15 protein-coding genes are annotated in these 17,807 nt (G+C 72.5%); 7 read left to right on the forward strand and 8 right to left on the reverse strand.

The features are described from left to right. Window positions 1-290: 290 nt before the first annotated feature. Window positions 291-767, reverse strand: coding sequence for a hypothetical protein (locus tag ACF07B_RS02460; protein WP_369483045.1), 477 nt, complete (start codon window positions 765-767; stop codon window positions 291-293). A 292-nt stretch (window positions 768-1,059) separates the two neighbouring features. Next, window positions 1,060-1,902, reverse strand: a complete 843-nt coding sequence (locus ACF07B_RS02465; protein WP_392177474.1) for a helix-turn-helix transcriptional regulator — start codon at window positions 1,900-1,902, stop codon at window positions 1,060-1,062. A gap of 119 nt (window positions 1,903-2,021) precedes the next feature. Here ACF07B_RS02465 and ACF07B_RS02470 point away from each other — a divergent pair, with 119 nt between their 5' ends. Next, window positions 2,022-2,900 carry an NAD-dependent epimerase/dehydratase family protein gene (locus ACF07B_RS02470; protein WP_392177475.1) on the forward strand — a complete coding sequence of 293 codons (879 nt, stop codon included), beginning with the start codon at window positions 2,022-2,024 and terminating at the stop codon, window positions 2,898-2,900. 99 nt (window positions 2,901-2,999) lie between these two features. Here ACF07B_RS02470 and ACF07B_RS02475 read toward each other — a convergent pair whose 3' ends face one another. The 4 genes from ACF07B_RS02475 to ACF07B_RS02490 all read right to left on the reverse strand — a co-directional run bounded on the left by ACF07B_RS02475 (window position 3,000) and on the right by ACF07B_RS02490 (window position 7,050). After that, entirely contained in the window at window positions 3,000-4,262 is a 1,263-nt protein-coding gene (locus ACF07B_RS02475; protein ID WP_369483044.1) for an MFS transporter, read from the reverse strand. Further along, a complete protein-coding gene (locus ACF07B_RS02480) occupies window positions 4,259-5,563 on the reverse strand; it encodes a GH1 family beta-glucosidase (RefSeq protein ID WP_392177476.1) in 1,305 nt (434 codons plus the stop codon). The genes ACF07B_RS02475 and ACF07B_RS02480 overlap by 4 nt, the downstream gene beginning before the upstream one ends. Window positions 5,564-5,657: 94 nt before the next feature. Next, complete coding sequence (locus ACF07B_RS02485; RefSeq protein ID WP_392177477.1) at window positions 5,658-5,924, reverse strand: protealysin inhibitor emfourin; 267 nt, start codon at window positions 5,922-5,924, stop codon at window positions 5,658-5,660. Window positions 5,925-5,979: 55 nt separating this feature from the next. After that, window positions 5,980-7,050, reverse strand: a complete 1,071-nt coding sequence (locus ACF07B_RS02490) for a M4 family metallopeptidase (protein WP_369483041.1) — start codon at window positions 7,048-7,050, stop codon at window positions 5,980-5,982. A 320-nt stretch (window positions 7,051-7,370) separates the two neighbouring features. Here ACF07B_RS02490 and leuA point away from each other — a divergent pair, with 320 nt between their 5' ends. From leuA to ACF07B_RS02520, 6 genes are all read left to right on the forward strand, one after another. Next, entirely contained in the window at window positions 7,371-9,119 is a 1,749-nt protein-coding gene (gene leuA, locus ACF07B_RS02495) for a 2-isopropylmalate synthase (RefSeq protein WP_392177478.1), read from the forward strand. Window positions 9,120-9,304: 185 nt separating this feature from the next. After that, a complete protein-coding gene (locus ACF07B_RS02500) occupies window positions 9,305-10,000 on the forward strand; it encodes a TerB family tellurite resistance protein (protein WP_362390496.1) in 696 nt (231 codons plus the stop codon). A gap of 155 nt (window positions 10,001-10,155) precedes the next feature. Then, complete coding sequence (locus ACF07B_RS02505) at window positions 10,156-12,237, forward strand: MMPL family transporter (RefSeq protein ID WP_369483037.1); 2,082 nt, start codon at window positions 10,156-10,158, stop codon at window positions 12,235-12,237. A gap of 84 nt (window positions 12,238-12,321) precedes the next feature. Then, window positions 12,322-13,662: a sensor histidine kinase gene (locus tag ACF07B_RS02510; protein WP_392177945.1), complete on the forward strand. Its 1,341-nt coding sequence runs from the start codon at window positions 12,322-12,324 to the stop codon at window positions 13,660-13,662. Then, the gene (locus tag ACF07B_RS02515; RefSeq protein WP_392177479.1) at window positions 13,659-14,336 is read left to right on the forward strand and encodes a response regulator; all 678 of its coding nucleotides are present in this window, start codon (window positions 13,659-13,661) and stop codon (window positions 14,334-14,336) included. The genes ACF07B_RS02510 and ACF07B_RS02515 overlap by 4 nt, the downstream gene beginning before the upstream one ends. 191 nt (window positions 14,337-14,527) lie before the next feature. Next, window positions 14,528-15,865: an exo-alpha-sialidase gene (locus tag ACF07B_RS02520; protein ID WP_392177480.1), complete on the forward strand. Its 1,338-nt coding sequence runs from the start codon at window positions 14,528-14,530 to the stop codon at window positions 15,863-15,865. Here the strand turns inward: ACF07B_RS02520 and ACF07B_RS02525 are convergent. Beyond that, on the reverse strand, window positions 15,768-16,703 hold the full coding sequence (locus ACF07B_RS02525) for a dihydrodipicolinate synthase family protein (protein WP_392177481.1): 936 nt from the start codon (window positions 16,701-16,703) through the stop codon (window positions 15,768-15,770). The two genes, ACF07B_RS02520 and ACF07B_RS02525, sit on opposite strands and share 98 nt — an antisense overlap. Next, complete coding sequence (locus tag ACF07B_RS02530) at window positions 16,703-17,803, reverse strand: oligopeptide/dipeptide ABC transporter ATP-binding protein (protein WP_369483032.1); 1,101 nt, start codon at window positions 17,801-17,803, stop codon at window positions 16,703-16,705. Before ACF07B_RS02530 ends, ACF07B_RS02525 begins: the two co-directional genes overlap by 1 nt. Between the last annotated feature and the right edge of the window lie 4 nt (window positions 17,804-17,807).

The following is a 17,807-nucleotide window of genomic DNA, read 5'->3' on the forward strand; positions in this document are numbered from 1 at the left end:
TGAGGGATGCGGGCGCAGCGGCTCGTCTGCGCCGCCAGGGGGACATTGATGTGCCGGCCGTGTGAGAAGTCAATGGAGTCCCGGTGCAGTGACTGATGGCCCATCAGTTTCTGTCATGGTCGCCAACGCGCTTCACTGGTCGAGGAGTTGGCCAATCACGGGCCGGTCGCGAGCCGGCCACGGGACGCTCGCGGGGAGTCGGGCCGGGTCGAACCGGGCCGGAGCGGGAACCGGGCCGGTGCCGCTGCGCGCGGGCGGCACCGGCCCTCTTCACCTCGGGGAGCGCCGGGTCAGTCGAAGACGAACGGGCCCGGGGACTGCGGTCCGTCCGCCGTACAGGTGATCGTGATGCCGAAGATGGTCATCTTCAGCGAGCCGCCGTAGAACTCCAGGCTGTCGCCGGAGGCGACGGTGCCGTCGAGGGGGCCCACCGACACTCCGCTGCCGGTGGCCATCGCCGGGTTCCTCCTGCCGCTGAACGCGGTGGTCCCGCCGTTCGCGTCCACCAGGGAGAGGGTCGAGGTGACCGAGTCCGCGGCGATGGGGATCGGGGCCGTGATGGCGGTGGAGCTGAGGGTGATGGTCGCGGCCGTGCCGTCCTGGGTGGCCGTGAGGGTGGCCTCACCGCCGCCACCGATGGTGCAGGTGGCGTTGATGGTGGCCGTCTGGGGAGTGACGGCCGCGGCGGCCGGCGCGAAGGCCAGACCGGTCACGGCGAGGGTGCCGGCGGCTAACGCCGAGACCGTTGCGAGTCGCTTGCCTCTCATCGAAATCCCTTCCCTTGTGGGGGAATTGCCATGTGGGGATGGTCGGGACGGAGCCGTCCGCCCTGGTCCGGGCACACGGGCTCCTCACCTCTGTGCCCGGTGAGGGTGCGGGGAGACGTGTACGCGGACCGTCCGCTCGTGGGGTGCGGGACGCCGTGCGGAGGCGTGACCGACGGTCCGTCGGAATGTGCGGTTCCATTGAGGCGCGGGTGCCTCACGATTGCAAGGGAAGGGGACCCTTTCCTTCAACGGTTGGAGAAAGTGGCCGAAGTTGGCTCCCGGGCCCGGGAGTTCACCGGCGACCGGTGGCCGGGGCCATGTTCTGCAGGCCGACCACACGCAGCAGCCGGAGACGCTCGTGGGACTCGGTTCCCGGCCGTGCCGTGTGCACGATGAGGAACTGGTGGTCGCCGGAGCTGAGCAGCACCTCGCAGTCCAGTTCCAGCAGACCGACCGTGGGGTGCAGGAAGCGCTTCGTCGCCGAGCGCCGCACGGCCACCTCGTGGGACTCCCAGAGGGTCGCGAACTCCGCACTCGTGGAGTGGAGTTCGGCCACCAGGGCGGCGGGTGCGGGGTCGTCGGGGCGGGCCGCCGTGACCGCGCGGAGGTTGGCGACATGGGAGCGGGCGTGCTCGGGACGGTCCTCGGGCGGGAAGAGCGTGTGGCCCCGCGGGTCGGTGAAGAACCGCCGCACGAGGTTCTCCCCGGGCTCCGTCCCGCCCGTCAGCGCCGCCGACATCGCGTTCTGCGCGAGCAGTTCGCCGTAGTCGGTCACGACGTGGGCGGGCGCGTCGTGCAGCCGGTCGAGGATCAGCAGCAGCCCGGGGCGGACGTGCGGCGACGCGCTGGTGGCCCGCGGCGGCTCCTCGCCGGCCAGGTGGAAGAGGTGGTCCCGCTCGTCGCCGGTGAGGCGCAGGGCCCGCGCCAGCGCGCCCAGCATCTGGCGGGAGGGGTGCGGCCCGCGCGACTGTTCGAGGCGGGTGTAGTAGTCCACGGACATGCCCGCGAGTGCCGCCACCTCCTCGCGGCGCAGGCCGGGGGTGCGGCGCCGGGAGCCGGCCGGGAGCCCCACGTCGGAGGGCTCCAGCCGGGCGCGGCCGCGGCGCAGGAAGTCGGCGAGCTCGGTTCGGTCCATCTCTCCAGCGTGACGCGGACCGCCGGTTCCATCCAGGGACCGCCGGTCCCTGGATCAGGAGGTCTCTCCCGCTTCGTCCGGCACGGGGGGACGGTGGAGGCCGACGAGAGGAGCAGAACATGCTGACACTGGTGACCGGAACCACCGGCGAGGTCGGACGGCGCTTCGTGCCCCGCCTTCTGCAGCGGACACCCCCCGGCGACCGGGTACGGGTCCTGGTCCGCGACGAAACCCGGGCCGCGGCCCTGGCGGACGTCACCGGCCCGACCGGCCTCCGGCCGGAGGCCGTCCTCGGGGACCTGCGTGACGCCGAGGCCCTGGGCAAGGCCCTCGCGGGCGTCGACGCGGTGGTGAACATCGCGGCCGCCTTCCGCGGGGTGCCGGACGAGGAGGCCTGGGCGGTCAACCGCGACGCCGCGCTGGAACTGGGCCGCGCCTCCGTCTCCTCGGGTGTGCGCAGGTTCGTGCAGGTCAGCACCAACCTGGTGTACGGAACGGGCCGGGGCCGCCCGCTGAGCGAGGACGACCCGAGCGTGCCCGGCGGCGGGATGTGGGGTGCCTACCCGGCGGCCAAGGCGGAGGCGGAGCGCGGCCTGCTCGCGCTGGAGGACGGCATGGACGTCCGCGTCGGCCGGCTCGCCTTCGTGTACGGGGAGGGTGATCCCCATCTCGCCGCGTCGATGAGGTGGGCCGCGCACTGGGCCGCCGGACAGCGGCTCCAGATGGTCCACCACGTGGACGTGGCCCAGGGGCTGCTCCGCCTGCTGTACGCCCCGGGGGTGGGCGGCAACCGGATTTACAACATCGCCGACGACGCCCCCGTCACCACCGTCGACCTGCACCGGATCAACGGCGTCGAGGTACCGCCCGCCCTCTACGAGCGCACCGACCCCGACCCCTGGCACGGCGTCGTGTCCACCGACCGCATCCGCCACGACCTGGGCTTCCGCCCGGTGTACCCGTCCCTGTGGACGGCCAGGGACGCCGGGGCCCTGTGACCGGCCCGCTGACCGGCCCGCTGACCGGCCCGCTGACCGGCACTCCGACCGGGCCGACGGCCGGCCCAGTGACCGGGGCCGGCCCCTCCGTCCACCCCCTCAGTCCACCCCCTTGATCCGCACCACCAGCACCGCCCCCGCGAGGCCGATCACCGCCGCGACCAGGTACAGGACGCGGTAGCCCCCCAGGTACGTCACGATCGGGGCCGCCAGTACGGGGGCCGCGACCTGGGGGAGGGCGTTGGCGATGTTGATGACGCCGAGGTCCTTGCCGCGGTCGAGGGCCTTCGGCAGGACGTCGGTCATCAGGGCGAAGTCGACGGAGGTGAAGACGCCGAAGCCGATGCCGAGGACGGCCGCGGCGGCGATCGCGCCGGGCCAGGTCTGCCAGGAGGCCAGCGCCGCCGTGGCCACCGCCATCAGGACGCCGGACCAGATCACGAACGGTTTGCGGCGGCCGAGCCGGTCCGACCACACCCCGCCCACCACCACGGTGGCGAGCAGCGTGAGCCCGTTCACCGCCGTGAGGACGAGCACGCCCTGTTCGGGGTCGTCCAGACGCAGCCGGTCCCGCAGGTAGTAGAGCAGGTACAGCAGCACGAGGGCGTTGCTGAGGTTGATCAGGAAGCGGGTCAGCCAGGCCCACGCCAGGTCGGGGTGTTCGCGCGGGCTGAGCCGGAAGGAGGCGAGGAACGCCCGCCCCGACCAAGGTGGCCGGGCCGACACCGGCAGCCGCAGGTCCTCGTGGCGCAGGACGTACGGCAGGACGCCCACCAGGGTGAACACCGCGCACGCCGCGTACCCGCCGCCGATGCCCCCGGCGACCGTCGCGAGCCCCGTGCCCACGACCACGCCGAGGATCTGGGCCGCCCCCAGCCAGCCGCCCACGCTGCCGCGCTGGAGCCGCGGCACCCGGTCGGGCACGGCCGCGGTGACGGCGGCGAACGCGGCGTTCAGGGTGAGCTGGACCAGACACCAGCCCGCCGCCATCGTCCACACGCCGCCCGCTCCCGCGAGGAGCAGCAGGGACAGCGCGCCGCCGGCCGCCCCGGCCACGATCCACGGCGTGCGGCGGCCCCACCGCGCGGTCGTACGGTCGGACAGCGCGCCGAAGAGCGGGTTGGCGACCAGCGAGACGACCGCGCCCGCACCCGTCACCCAGGCCAGCATCGTCTCCTTGGACATGCCGGTACCGGGAGCGAAGTCCTCCGCCTGGGAGGCGAGCAGGATCTGCAGCGGGCCGTACCAGCCCACCCAGATCGCCCCGTTGGCGAGCGAGAGCGCCGAGGTCCAGCCCCGGCCGACCCGTTCGACGGGCTCGGCGAGGGCCGCCGCGGGTACGACCGGGTCGGCGGCCGTCATCTCTGGGCCCGCAAGGCGTCCCGCAGCCAGCCGTACGAGGCCTTCGGGGTCCGCTCCAGGGTGTCGAAGTCGACGTGCACGAGGCCGAAGCGGCGCGCGTACCCCTCCGCCCACTCGAAGTTGTCCATCAGCGACCAGACGAAGTAGCCGCGTACGTCGACGCCCTGTTCCAGCGCCCGGTGCAGAGCCCGGACATGACCGTCCAGGAAGGCGATCCGCTCCTGGTCGTCGATGCCGTCGTACGAGCAGCCGTTCTCGGTGATGACGACGGGCGGGAGCCGGTCGCCGTAGCGCTCGCGGAAGCCGACGAGCAGTTCGGTGAGCGCCTCTGGCACCACCGGCCAGCCGAAGTCGGTGACCGGGTATCCCTCCAGCTCCTTGACGGTGAAGGGCAGTTCGGCGGGCAGGGTGAGTCCGCCGAACTCGATCTCGGCTCCCTCGGGGGCGCCCACCTTCGTCGGCTGGTAGTAGTTGATCCCGTACCAGTCGACCCGCTCGCCGATGATCTTCAGGTCGGCCTCGACGTCACCGGGCATCAGCGCGTCGATGCCTTCGGGGTACCGGCCGAGCAGGACGGGGTCGGCGAAGAGACGGTTGAGCAGGAGGTCGTAGAAGTCGGCCGCCTCCACGTCCTCGGGACGGTCCGAGGCCGCCCAGGTCGGGCCGTGCGAGTTGGCGATCCCGATGTCGTCCGCCCCGGCCGCGCGCAGCGCCCGTACGGCCAGACCGTGGGCGAGGAGCTGGTGGTGGGCCACCGGCAGCGCGTCGAACAGGAGCCGCTTGCCGGGGGCGTGCGCGCCGAGCGCATGGCCCAGCAGGGTGTGTTCGGCCGGCTCGTTGAGGGTGATCCACTTCTTGACGCGGTCGCCGAGGCGTCCGGCGACGACCGAGGTGTACTCGGCGAACCGCTCAGCGGTGTCCCGGTCCGTCCAGTCCAGCTCCGCCGGCAGGTCCCAGTGGAAGAGGGTCGGCACCGGCCGTACGCCCGCCGCGCACAGCGCGTCGACGAGGCGGTCGTAGAAGTCGAGGCCGCCGGGGGAGTTCACCCGGGGCCAGGACACCGAGAAGCGGTACGCGTCCACGCCGAGGCCGGCCAGGAGCGCCACGTCCTCGGGGTAGCGGTGGACGTGGTCGCAGGCCACCGCCGCCGTGGAGCCGTCCTTGATGTGTCCGGGCCCGGCGGTGAAGGTGTCCCACACCGAGGGGGCGCGTTCGTCGACGGCGCCCTCGATCTGATGGGCCGAGGTGGACACGCCCCAGAGGAAGCCGTCCGGGAACTGCGGGAGGGGGATCGTCGCCATGCGCGATCATCTGTACCCGCGGTAACGGAAGTCAACGGGTCGTCGTGAACCCGCCGTCGGCTGTGTCCAGGCTCCCTCCCTCAGGCTCCTTCTTTCAGGCTCCTTCCTTCAATACCCGGGAGATCAGCTCACGCTGGTCCTCCGTGAGTCCCGGGTCGGCGGCGTGGACCGTCCTGCCGTCCACGGTGATCTCGTAGTGGAAGCCGTCCGGGACGCCGGCCGGGGGCGTGTCCCGGCCGGCGGTGAGTGCCCGCTCGGCCAGGGCGTGCCATGCGCGGGCGTCGGGCCGTGCCGCGGTGTCCACCTCGGCACGGCGCTCGATGCCCGCGAACCCGCCCGTGCGCCGCACTTCGATATGCATGGGGTCCTGTCTAGTACGAGTCGGGCGCCCGGGGCTATGGCGCTTTCCGCCGGGCCTACGCGGACGGCACGCCGACCTGCTCCCAGGCCTTGGTCACGGCTTGGAGTTCCTCCCCCTCGTTGTACCGGGTCCGCGCCGCGGCGAGGGTGAGCCGCGCGAAGTCCGAGAACAGGGCCTGCTCCGGCAGCTCCCCGCCGGTCAGTACGTCGTACCAGATCTGTCCGGCCCGCTCCCACGCGTGGCCGCCGAGGGCCTGGGCGACGAGGTAGAAGGCGTGGTTGGGGATGCCGGAGTTGATGTGGACGCCGCCGTTGTCCCGGCCGGTCCGGACGTAGTGCTCCATCGTCCCCGGCTGCGGGTCCTTGCCGAGCACGTCGTCGTCGTACGCGGTGCCCGGCGCCTTCATGGAGCGCAGGGCGGTGCCGGTGACCCGCGAGGCGAGCAGCCCGGCGCCGATCAGCCAGTCCGCCTCGCCCGCGGTCTGGCCGAGCGTGTACTGCTTGATCAGCGAACCGAAGACGTCCGACATGGACTCGTTCAGGGCGCCCGGCTGGCCGTAGTAGGTGAGGTTCGCCGTGTACTGGGTGACGCCGTGGGTCAGCTCGTGGCCGATGACGTCGACCGGGAGGGTGAAGTCGAGGAAGATCTCGCCGTCGCCGTCGCCGAACACCATCTGCTCGCCGTTCCAGAAGGCGTTGTTGTAGTCCCTGTCGAAGTGCACGGTGGCGTCGAGCGGCAGGCCCTCGCCGTTGATCGAGGTGCGACCGTAGGCGTTCAGGTACAGGTCGAAGGTCGCGCCGAGGCCGGCGTACGCGCGGTTGACGGTCGCGTCCTTGCCGGGCTTGTCGCCTTCCGCGCGCACCTTCTTGCCGGGGAGGTCCTGGCGGTGGCGGGCGTCGTAGATCGTGCGGTGCGGCGCGTGGTCGGGGGCGCCGGGGGGCGGGGCGACGGCGGGCGCGCCGATGACGGTGGTCAGCCGGCGGTGGGTGCGCTCGTAGGCGTCGCGCTCCAGGGTCTGGCGCGCGGGACCGGAGAGCGCGGGGTCCTCGTGGCGGGCGAGCCGGTCGAGGACATGGGGCGGAACGATGGTGCAGTGGACGGGCTCGAAGCCCCCGTTGGTCGTCATGCCCGGCACCCTTGCACTGAGTGACGTATATGTCACTACGTGCAACCATGATTGGTGAAACGGGAGGATAAGGAGCCTGCGATTCCGCCCGGAAGTGGTATGGCGCACTTTTTGTCCCTTTCGGGGCGCGCGATCCCGCATACTGATACAGCCCTCCGTACGGAGCGCGGCTCCGCTACGCTGCGGAGCATCATGCGTTTCGGGCTGCTTCTCCTTAGCTGCCGCGGCGAGGGCCTGTAGTCGAGGCCGACCCCCTCCCCGCGGAGTCTGGCGTTGCGCCGTCGGCCGTCCTTTCGGACATCCTGAGGAGCCTACGCATCATGGCGAACAGCCAGAGCCAGCAAACCCGCCCGAACCGTCAGCGTCCCACGTCGATGCCGGTCCACAAGTACGGGCAGTACGAGCAGGTCGACATCGCCGACCGCGACTGGCCGAACAACCGGATCACCGTCGCCCCCCGCTGGCTCTCCACGGATCTGCGCGACGGCAACCAGGCCCTGATCGACCCCATGTCGCCCGCGCGCAAGCGCGAGATGTTCGACCTGCTGGTGAAGATGGGCTACAAGGAGATCGAGGTCGGTTTCCCGGCGTCGGGCCAGACGGACTTCGACTTCGTCCGCTCGATCATCGAGGACGAGACCGCGATCCCGGACGACGTCACGATCTCCGTACTGACCCAGGCCCGCGAGGACCTGATCGAGCGGACCGTCGAGTCGCTGAAGGGCGCCAAGCGCGCCAACGTGCACCTGTACAACGCCACCGCCCCGGTCTTCCGCCGCGTGGTCTTCCGCGGCTCCCGGGACGACATCAAGCAGATCGCCGTCGACGGCACGCGCCTGGTCGTCGAGTACGCGGAGAAACTGCTGGGCCCCGAGACCGAGTTCGGCTACCAGTACAGCCCCGAGATCTTCACCGACACCGAGCTGGACTTCGCCCTGGAGGTCTGCGAGGCGGTCATGGACGTCTGGCAGCCCGGTCCGGGCCGCGAGATCATCCTCAACCTGCCCGCCACGGTGGAGCGTTCGACGCCCTCCACGCACGCGGACCGCTTCGAGTGGATGGGCCGCCACCTGTCCCGCCGCCAGTACGTCTGTCTGTCGATCCACCCGCACAACGACCGCGGCACGGCCGTCGCCGCCGCCGAGCTGGCCCTGATGGCGGGCGCCGACCGCGTCGAGGGCTGTCTGTTCGGCCAGGGCGAGCGCACCGGCAACGTCGACCTGGTCACCCTGGGCATGAACCTGTTCTCGCAGGGCGTCGACCCGCAGATCGACTTCTCCGACATCGACGAGATCCGTCGTACGTGGGAGTACTGCAACCAGATGGAGGTCCACGCGCGCCACCCGTACGTGGGCGACCTGGTCTACACGTCCTTCTCCGGCTCCCACCAGGACGCCATCAAGAAGGGCTTCGACGCCATGGAGGCCGAGGCGGCCGCGAAGGGCGTCACCGTCGACGACATCGAGTGGGCCGTCCCGTACCTGCCCATCGACCCCAAGGACGTCGGCCGTTCCTACGAGGCCGTCATCCGCGTCAACTCGCAGTCGGGCAAGGGCGGTATCGCGTACGTCCTGAAGAACGACCACAAGCTGGACCTGCCGCGCCGGATGCAGATCGAGTTCTCGAAGATCATCCAGGCGAAGACCGACGCCGAGGGCGGCGAGGTCACGCCGAAGGACATCTGGGCGACCTTCCAGGACGAGTACCTGCCCAACCCGTCGAACCCGTGGGGCCGCATCCAGGTCAGGACCGGCCAGTCCACCACGGACAAGGACGGCGTGGACACGCTGACCGTCGAGGCCACGGTCGACGGCGCGGACACCGTCCTGAGCGGCACCGGCAACGGCCCGATCTCCGCCTTCTTCGACGCCCTGCAGTCCATCGGCATCGACGTACGCCTGCTGGACTACCAGGAGCACACGATGAGCGAGGGGGCCTCCGCGCAGGCCGCCTCCTACATCGAGTGCGCGATCGGCGACAAGGTTCTGTGGGGAATCGGCATCGACGCGAATACGACACGCGCCTCGCTGAAGGCCGTCGTCTCCGCCGTCAACCGCGCCGCCCGCTGACCTCGTTCACCTGGCTCTTTCCGGCCCCGTCCGCCTTTCGAGGCGGGCGGGGCCCGGTCGTTTCCCGGCCAATCCATGTGCAGGTCACAAGCAGGTCTCGTCCCAGGTACTGACTACACCTCAACAATGTGGCTAACATCACGCCAGCGCGGCGATGTTGCCGTGGCGTTACGGAGGTGTGCGACGTGCTGCCAGGATGGGGACGAAACGGTCGTGCAGTTCAGGTTCCCCGCATCCTGGGCTCCCGTACGGCGTGGAGCACCGTCGGCGACGGGGAGTTCTTCTGCCCCGGCTGCGGGGGCGACCGCAACTACCAGCGGCTCACCGGCCGGCGCCGCTTCACTCTTCTGGGTGTTCCCGTCCTCCCGCGCGGCGAGACGGGGCCCGTCGTCGAGTGCGCGGCCTGCCGCAGCCACTACGGCGCCGACGTCCTCGACCACCCCACCACCACCCGCTTCTCCGCGATGCTCCGCGACGCCGTCCACACCGTCGCCCTCGCGGTCCTCGCGACGGGCGGCGGCTGCGCCCGCTCGTCCCTGGAGACCGCCGCCGCGACCGTCCGCTCGGCCGGCTTCGACGACTGCACCGAGGACCAGCTCAGCGCCCTCGTCGAGGCCCTCGCCGCCGACACGGGCCGCTTCTTCGGCGAGCCCTGCGGAGCGAGCCTGGCCATAGAGCTGCACGAGGCCCTGGACCCGCTGGCCCCGCACCTCGCCGCGACGGGCCGTGAGGCGATCCTTCTCCAGGGCGCCCGCATCGCCCTCGCCGACGGCCCCTACACCCCCGCCGAACGGGACGTCCTCGCCACCGTGGGCGCGGCCCTGACGATCTGCTCCGACGACGTGACCCGCCTCCTGGCAACGGCCCGTACGCCGTCGTAGACGCCCGCCGCCGTACTCCCCAGGGAGTAACGACCGCCCCCGCACACCCGGCGCAGTAGGGCCCGGCTCGGTCGTGCGAGCGACGAAAGGGATCTCGCGGTCCGGAAGTCTGGAACACGGAAAACAGACATCCGGACCGAAGGGAGGCCCAGTCCATGGGGGCCGGAGAGACAAGTACGCGGTCGCGCCGACGGGCCGTGCCGTGGGCGGTGCTCGCGCTGTGGATCGGGCTGCTGGCCGTGGTCGGCCCGTTCGCGGCGAAGCTGTCGGACGTGCAGCACGACCGTGCCGTCGACTATCTGCCGTCGAGCGCCGACTCCACCCGGGTCGCGAAGATCGAGGATCAACTGCCCGGCGGCGAGAGCACCGAGCTGGTGCTCGTGTACCACCGCGACGGGGGGCTCCGTCCGGCCGACCGGGACACCGCGGCCCGCCAGGTCGCCGCGATCACCCGGGCAAACCCGCTCACCGGCACCCCTCGTGCCGTGCCGTCCTCCGACGGCAGCACCCTGATGTACCCGGTCGCCAGCACCGCGCCCGGCACCGACGAGAAGAAGCGCGACGCGTTCGTGAACGGCGTCCGTGACGTGGCCCGGCCGACGGACGGGATGAGCGTCGTCGTCGGCGGGCCCGGGGCCCTGGCCACCGACGCGGGCGAGGTCTACGACTCCCTCGGCGGCCCGCTGCTCTACACGACCGTCGCCGTCGTCGCCGTCCTGCTGATCCTCATCTACCGCAGCCCGCTGCTGTGGCTCGTCCCGCTCGCCGTCGCCGGCGTGGCCGACTATCTGTCGATGGGCGTCGCCTACGGCCTGCACCAGGCGTTCGGCACCAGCGTCTCAGGACAGAGCTCGGGCGTGATGACGATCCTCGTCTTCGGCGCCGGCACCGACTACGCCCTGCTGATCATCTCCCGCTACCGGGAGGAACTGCGGCGCGTGGAGCGGCCCTACGACGCCATGAAGCAGGCCCTGCGCGGCTGCGGGCCCGCCGTGCTCGCCTCCTCCGGGACCGTCGCCGCCGGACTCCTCTGCCTGCTCGCCGCCGACCTCAACAGCAGCCGGGGCATGGGCCCGACGGGCACCGTCGGGGTGCTCTGCGCCCTCGTCGCGATGCTGACCCTGCTGCCCGCCGTGCTCGTCCTGCTCGGGCGGCGGGTGTTCTGGCCGCTCGTCCCCGCCTACGGCAGTCGGCCCCGGCAACGGCGGAGCCTGTTCGCCGCGATGGGTTCCTCGGCCGGCCGCCGGCCGCTCGTCGTCCTGGCGAGCGGAGCCGCCCTGCTCGGGGTGCTCGCCCTCGGCACCCTGAACCTGCCCGGCCCGCTCAAGCAGCAGGACTCCTTCGCCCACCGGCCCGACTCGGTCGCCGCCATGGAGACGCTCGCCCGCGCCTACCCCGGGCGGGGCACCCAGCCGATCACCGTGATCACGCCGACCGGACGGACGGACACGACACTGTCCGCCGTCCGCGGGCACACCGGGGTCGCGAGCGCCGACCGCGGACGCAGCGGCGGAGGCTGGACGGAGATCTCCGTCATCGCGCGCGGCGCCCCGCAGTCGGCGGCCGAGACCGCCACGATCAAGGCTCTGCGGGCCGACCTGCGCGGCTCGTACGTCGGCGGCCCGAGCGCCCAGCAGATCGACCTCCAGGACACCAACGCCCGCGACCGGCTCGTCGTCGTCCCGATCGTGCTCGTGTCGGTGCTGCTGATCCTGGTCCTGCTGCTGCGCTCGCTCGTGGCGCCCCTGATGCTCGTCGCCGCCGTCATCGCGGTGTGGGGAGCGGCACTCGGCATCGGCGGCCTCGTCTTCGGTCCGCTGCTCGGGTTCGAGGGGACCGACCCCGGCCTCGGCCTGCTGTCCTTCGTGTTCCTGGTCGCCCTCGGCGTCGACTACGGAATCTTCCTCATGCACCGGATGCGGGAGGAATCGCTCTCCGGCGCCGAACCGGCGGCCGCCGCGCTCACCGCGCTGCGCACCACCGGCGGTGTGATCGCCTCGGCCGGCCTCGTCCTCGCGGCCACCTTCGCGGTGCTCACGAACATGGGGCTCCTCCAGCTCGTCGAGCTCGGCTTCGTCATCGCGGTCGGCGTCCTGCTCGACACCTTCCTCGTCCGTACGTACCTGGTGACCAGCGCGAGCGTGGCACTGGGACGCAAGGTGTGGTGGCCGGGGGGCCTCTCCCGCGAGCCGGACCCCGACCAGACCGGACGACAGGAGCCCGTCCCCGTCGGCTGACCCGCGTCCTGGACGGACACAGGGCGCCCCCGCCTCCCGCGGGGGCGCCCCCTCACGGAAGATGAAGCGGTGGACGTCAAACGCATGCTGCACCTGACCGGCTTCGGGCACCGGGGCAACGTCGACCCGGCGCGGGTCCTGCGCCAGGACGCGTTCCTCGCGGGCCTGCTGCTGATCCTCGACAGCGCCGTGACGCTCACCGTGCCCATGGACGGCCGGCGGCCGGACGCGCTCGGCTGGACCCTGCTGATCGCCGCGCACCTTCCGGTGGTCTTCCGGCGGCGCGCCCCGCTCGCCGCGTTCCTCGGGCTCGTCGCCTGCGTCGCCCCGTACCACGCACTCGACTTCGACCACAGCGCGCCGCTGCTCGTCTCGATGACCGCGCTGTTCACCGTCGCCGTCACCGGGAGCCCGCTGCGCTCCCTGGTCATCGGCAGCGGTGTCATCGGGATCATGCTCGCGGTCGAGTTCGGGCATGGCACCGCCGAGGGCACCGAGGCGCTGCGCGTCACCGGCTGGATCGTCGCGTTCATCGTGCTCGGTGTGTACGTCCGGGTGCACGGGCAGTATTTCGCCTCGGTCGTCGAGCGCGCCGAGCGTGCCGAACGCACCCGCGAGGAGGAGGCCCGCCGCAGGGTCGCCGAGGAGCGGCTGCGCATCGCCCGGGACCTGCACGATCTGCTCGCCCACAGCATCACCCTGATCGGCGTGCAGACCTCCGTCGCCGCGCACGTGCTGGCCGCCGCCCCCGACCGCCTGGACCGCACGGCCGTCGCCAGGGCACTCGACGACATCGCCGAGACCTGCCGGACCGCGCGGGGCGAACTGCGCACCACGCTGGAGGTGCTGCGCGACTCCGAGCGCGGCGGCGGCGACGGCCGGGGGCCGCTGCCCGGCCTCGACGCGGTGGCCGATCTGGTGGCGGCGGCACGGTCGGCGGGCACGAACGTGGAGGCGGCGTCCGTGGTGGGCGCCGATGGTGTTCCCACCGCGGTGGGCGCCGCGGCCTATCGCATCGTCCAGGAGGCGCTGACCAACGCCGTACGGCACGCGGGCCCCGGGGCGAGCGTCCGCGTGGACCTGGACATGGACGGCTGGGCGCTGCGCGTGAGGGTCACGGACGACGGCATGGGCGACGCGGGCGGCCCGCCCGGCTTCGGCCTGGTGGGGATGCGGGAGCGGGCCCGCAGTGTGGGCGGCACCGTGGAGACCGGGACGCGGGAGGAAGGCGGATTCGCGGTGGTGGCGGTACTGCCCTTGCGTGCGACGGTGCCCGATCAGCGGCCGGAGCAGCGCCGGACACCGGCGGACGGCGCGGACCCGTCCGGAGCACCGGCCGCCTCCGTTCCCGTACGGGATCCCGGATCCGCGCGGGACAGCGGTCCCGCGGTCGTGGCCGGGCCGGGGGAGGGCGGGATCCGATGACCATCCGCGTGGTCCTCGCCGACGACCAGAACCTCGTACGGGCCGCGTTCGCCATGCTCGTGGAGACCGCGCGGGACATGGAGGTGGTCGGGCAGGCGGCCACCGGGCGGGAGGCGGTGGAACTGGCCCGCACCGGGCGCGCCGACCTCGTCGTGATGGACATCCGCATGCCCGACCTGGACGGCATCGAGGCGACCCGGCTCATCGCGGCCGACGAGGGCCTCGCCGGGGTCAGGGTGCTCGTCCTCACCACGTACGACACCGACGAGCACATCGTGGAGGCGCTGCGCGCGGGCGCCTCCGGCTTCCTGGTCAAGGACACCCGGCCGGCCGAACTCCTCGACGCGATCCGCACGGTGGCCGCCGGGGACGCCCTGCTCTCGCCGGGCCCCACCGCCCGCCTGGTCGCCCGCTTCCTGCGCGCCCCCTCCCCTCCCGAACTCACGGCGGGCGGTCCCGAGGGGCTCTCCGAGCGGGAGCGCGAGGTGCTCACCCTGGTCGCGCGCGGCCTCAACAACACCGAGATCGCGGCGGCGTTGGGGCTCAGTCCGCTCACGGCGAAGACCCATGTCAGCCGCATCATGGGCAAGCTCGGCGCCCGCGACCGGACCCAGCTCGTCATCGTGGCGTACGAGTCGGGCCTGGTGGCTCCGGGAGACACGGGCCGCGCCTGACCCGGCGGCGGCCCACAGCGGCGGCCCACGGCGCGGCCCGAGTGAACTGACATCCCTTCAGCACACTCTGCGAATACGGGCATTGCCGCGGCTCGGGGGCACATTAGGTTCACCGGGACATCCCACGTCCCATGTCCCCAGTCCGAGGCAGTCGATGCAGCCGACATAGCCGACGTAGTCCAGGGAGTGTCATGACCAGCATGAGCCGCATGGTCGCGTTCGCCGCCACCGGACTCCTCACCACCCTCACCGCCCTCGCCGCCGGCGGCGGCCCCGCCTCGGCCGCGCCCCGGGGCGGCGGGGACTGCGCCTCCTCCGTCCCGTACACCGCGGGCCAGGACGGCTACGACACGTACCGCATCCCGGCGGCCGTCACGACCCGGGCCGGCACGCTGCTCGCCTTCGCCGAGGGACGGCACAGCGGCGCGGGCGACACCGGGAACATCGACGTCGTCCTCAGGCGCTCCCTCGACGGCGGCTGCACCTGGGGCCCGCCGCGGGTCGTCGCGTCCGGGGACGGCGACACCCGCGGCAACCCGGCGCCGGTGGTGGACCCCCGGACCGGCCGGATCGTCCTGCTCACGTCCTACAACAGCGGTGCGGTGACCGAGGCACAGATCATGCGCGGCGAGGTCACGGCGGAGCAGAGCCGGCGCGTCTTCGTCCAGACCAGCCGGGACGACGGGCGGCACTTCACCGCCCCGCGGGACATCACGGACCGGGTGAAGCCGCCGGGCTGGCGCTGGTACGCCACCGGGCCCGGCCACGCGATCGCCCTGCGCCACGGACCCCACGCGGGGCGCCTGGTCGTGCCCGCCAACCATTCCGCGGCCCCGCCCGCCGGTTCCCCGGACACCGGCCAGGAGGCGAGGTACTACGGAGCGCACGCGCTCTACAGCGACGACGGCGGGCTCACCTGGCGGCTCGGCTTCGTCGACGACTCCTACGACGGCCTCGACAACGCCAACGAGAGCTCGGTGGCCGAACTTTCCGACGGCAGGCTCTACTTCACCTCGCGCGACCAGAACGGCACGAGCGCCGGCAACCGCCTCGACTCCTACTCCAGCGATGGCGCCGAGACCCTGGACCGCCCCTTCGCCGTCCAGCCCGACCTGAACGACGTCCCCGTCGTCCAGGGCAGCGTCCTCCAGCTCACCGGCCGTCTCGCCCCGCTCCTCTTCTCCGGCCCCTCGGTCCCCACCGAGCGCCGGTCCATGGCCGTCTGGCGCGGTACGACCGGCGGCGCGACCTTCGTGAAGGCGGCCACCCTGTCCACGCGGCGGGCCGCCTACTCGGACCTCGTCCAGCTCGGCGCCTCCCGGGTCGGCGTCCTCTACGAGACCGGTGACGCGGGACCGTACGAGACGATCGAGTTCCGGCGCCTGCCGCTCAGCGGACTCCTGGGCCAGGGCTCATCGGACAAGCCCTGGCTCAGAGCAGTCCCGCCGACGCCAGGTACTTCCCGACCCTCTCCACCTCGCCCCGCGACAGCGGCACCTGGGGTTCCGCCGTCGCGGGGCAGTCGATGACGCCCCGCAGGGCCAGCGCGGCCTTGAAGGCGCCGAGCGCCGAGGAGCTGCCGCCCATCCGGGCCGGGTCGCCGACGCCCACCAGGCCGAACAGCTCGCACAGCCGCTCCTGTTCCGCCCGGGCCCGCTGCCAGTCGCCCGCCGCGCACAGGTCGTACAGCCGTACGTAGCCCGCCGGGTCCACGTTGGCCAGACCGGGGACCACGCCGTCCGCGCCCAGGGCCAGGGCCGAGTCGACGATCACCTCGGAGCCGGTGAGCGCGGTGAAGCCGTCGATGCCGGGGCGCGTACGAGCGCCGGTGACGACCGTGCGGAAGGCGCCGAGGTCGCCGCTGGAGTCCTTCAGACCGGCCAGGACGCCGTCGGCGGCGAGTTCGAGGACCAGCTCGGAACTCAGCTTGGTGTGCACGGAGGCCGGCAGGTCGTACGCGAACACGGGGAGCGACGCGCGGGCGGCGACGAGGCGGAAGTGGCGGTCGGTCTCCGCGGGATGGGTGCGGGTGTAGAAGGGGGCCGTGACGACGATCGCGTCGGCGCCCGCGCCGCGGGCGGTGCGCGCGTGGTCCAGGACGCGCGGGGTCGTCATGTCGATCGCGCCGGCGAGGACGGGGAGCTGACCGGCGACATGCCCGGTCGCCGTCTCCACCACCAGTCGGCGCTGCGCGTCCGTCAGATAGGCCACCTCGGACGTCGAGCCGAGAACGAACAGGCCGTGCACCCCGCCGTCCACCAGGTGGTCGATCAGCCGGGTGAGCGACGGGACGTCCACCTCGCGGTCCGGTGTCAGGGGCGTGCAGACGGGCGGTACGACACCGGTCAGCGGGGCGGGGAAGGTCATCAAGGCTCCCTGAGGTGCTGCTGGAACGGAACGTCGGCCGGGGCGGCGGCCTCCGCGGCGCTCTCGGCCTGCGCGACCAGGGCGCGCGTCGACCGGCCCTCCTCGACAGGATGGTGGCACCGGAAGCGGTGGCCGGGCGCCGACGCGGCCGTGAACTCCGGCATCCGGGTCGCGCACGCCCCGTCCGCCTTCCAGCACCGGGTGCGGAAGGGACAGCCGCTCGGCGGGCGCGTCGCCGAGGGGACGGGCCCGGTCAGCGGGATCGGCTCGATCGGGTCAAGCAGACCCGGGGTCGCCGAGAACAGCGCCCGGGTGTACGGGTGACGGGAGCCGTCGGTGACCTCGTCGGCCGGGCACTCCTCGACGATCCGGCCGAGGTACATCGTGATCACCCGGTCGCTCATCCGGCGGACCGTCTGGATGTCGTGGGACACGAACACCAGGGCCAGGCCGAGGCGTTCCCTCAGGTCGAGCAGCAGATTGAGGATCTGCGCGCGCACCGACACGTCCAGCGCGCTCGTCGGCTCGTCGGCCACCACCAGACCGGGATCCAGGGCCAGGGCGCGGGCGATCGCCACCCGCTGGCGCTGACCGCCGGAGAGCTGGCCGGGCAGCGCGTCCGCGAGGGCCCGCGGCAGGCCGACCAGGGACATCAGCTCCTTCACCCGTTCGGTCCGTTCGGCCGCGCTGCCGCGCCGGTGCACATCCAGCGGGTCGCGCAGGATCCGGCGCACGGGCAGCCGGCGGTTCAGGGCCGTCGAGGGGTCCTGGAAGATCATGCCCGTGCTCGCGCCGACGGCCGTGCGCCGCTCGTCCGGCTTCAGGGACCACAGGTCGCGGCCGCGGAAGGTCACCGTGCCGGAGGCCGGCCGCTGCACCCCCACCAGCACCTTCGCGAGCGTCGACTTGCCGCAGCCCGACTCGCCGACGACGCCGACCGTCTCGCCGGGCGCGACGCTGAGATCGACGCCCGTCAGCGCGTACACCCGGTCCCGGGTGAACACACCACCGCTGCGCGCCCGGTGGACGACATGCGCGTCGGTGAGCCGGACGAGGGCGTCCGTCCGGTGGATCTCGGCCTCCCGCACCGGCGCGGTCATCCGA

The organism is Streptomyces sp. NPDC015532 (genome assembly GCF_043078065.1).
In the GTDB taxonomy this organism is placed as follows: Bacteria; Actinomycetota; Actinomycetes; order Streptomycetales; family Streptomycetaceae; genus Streptomyces.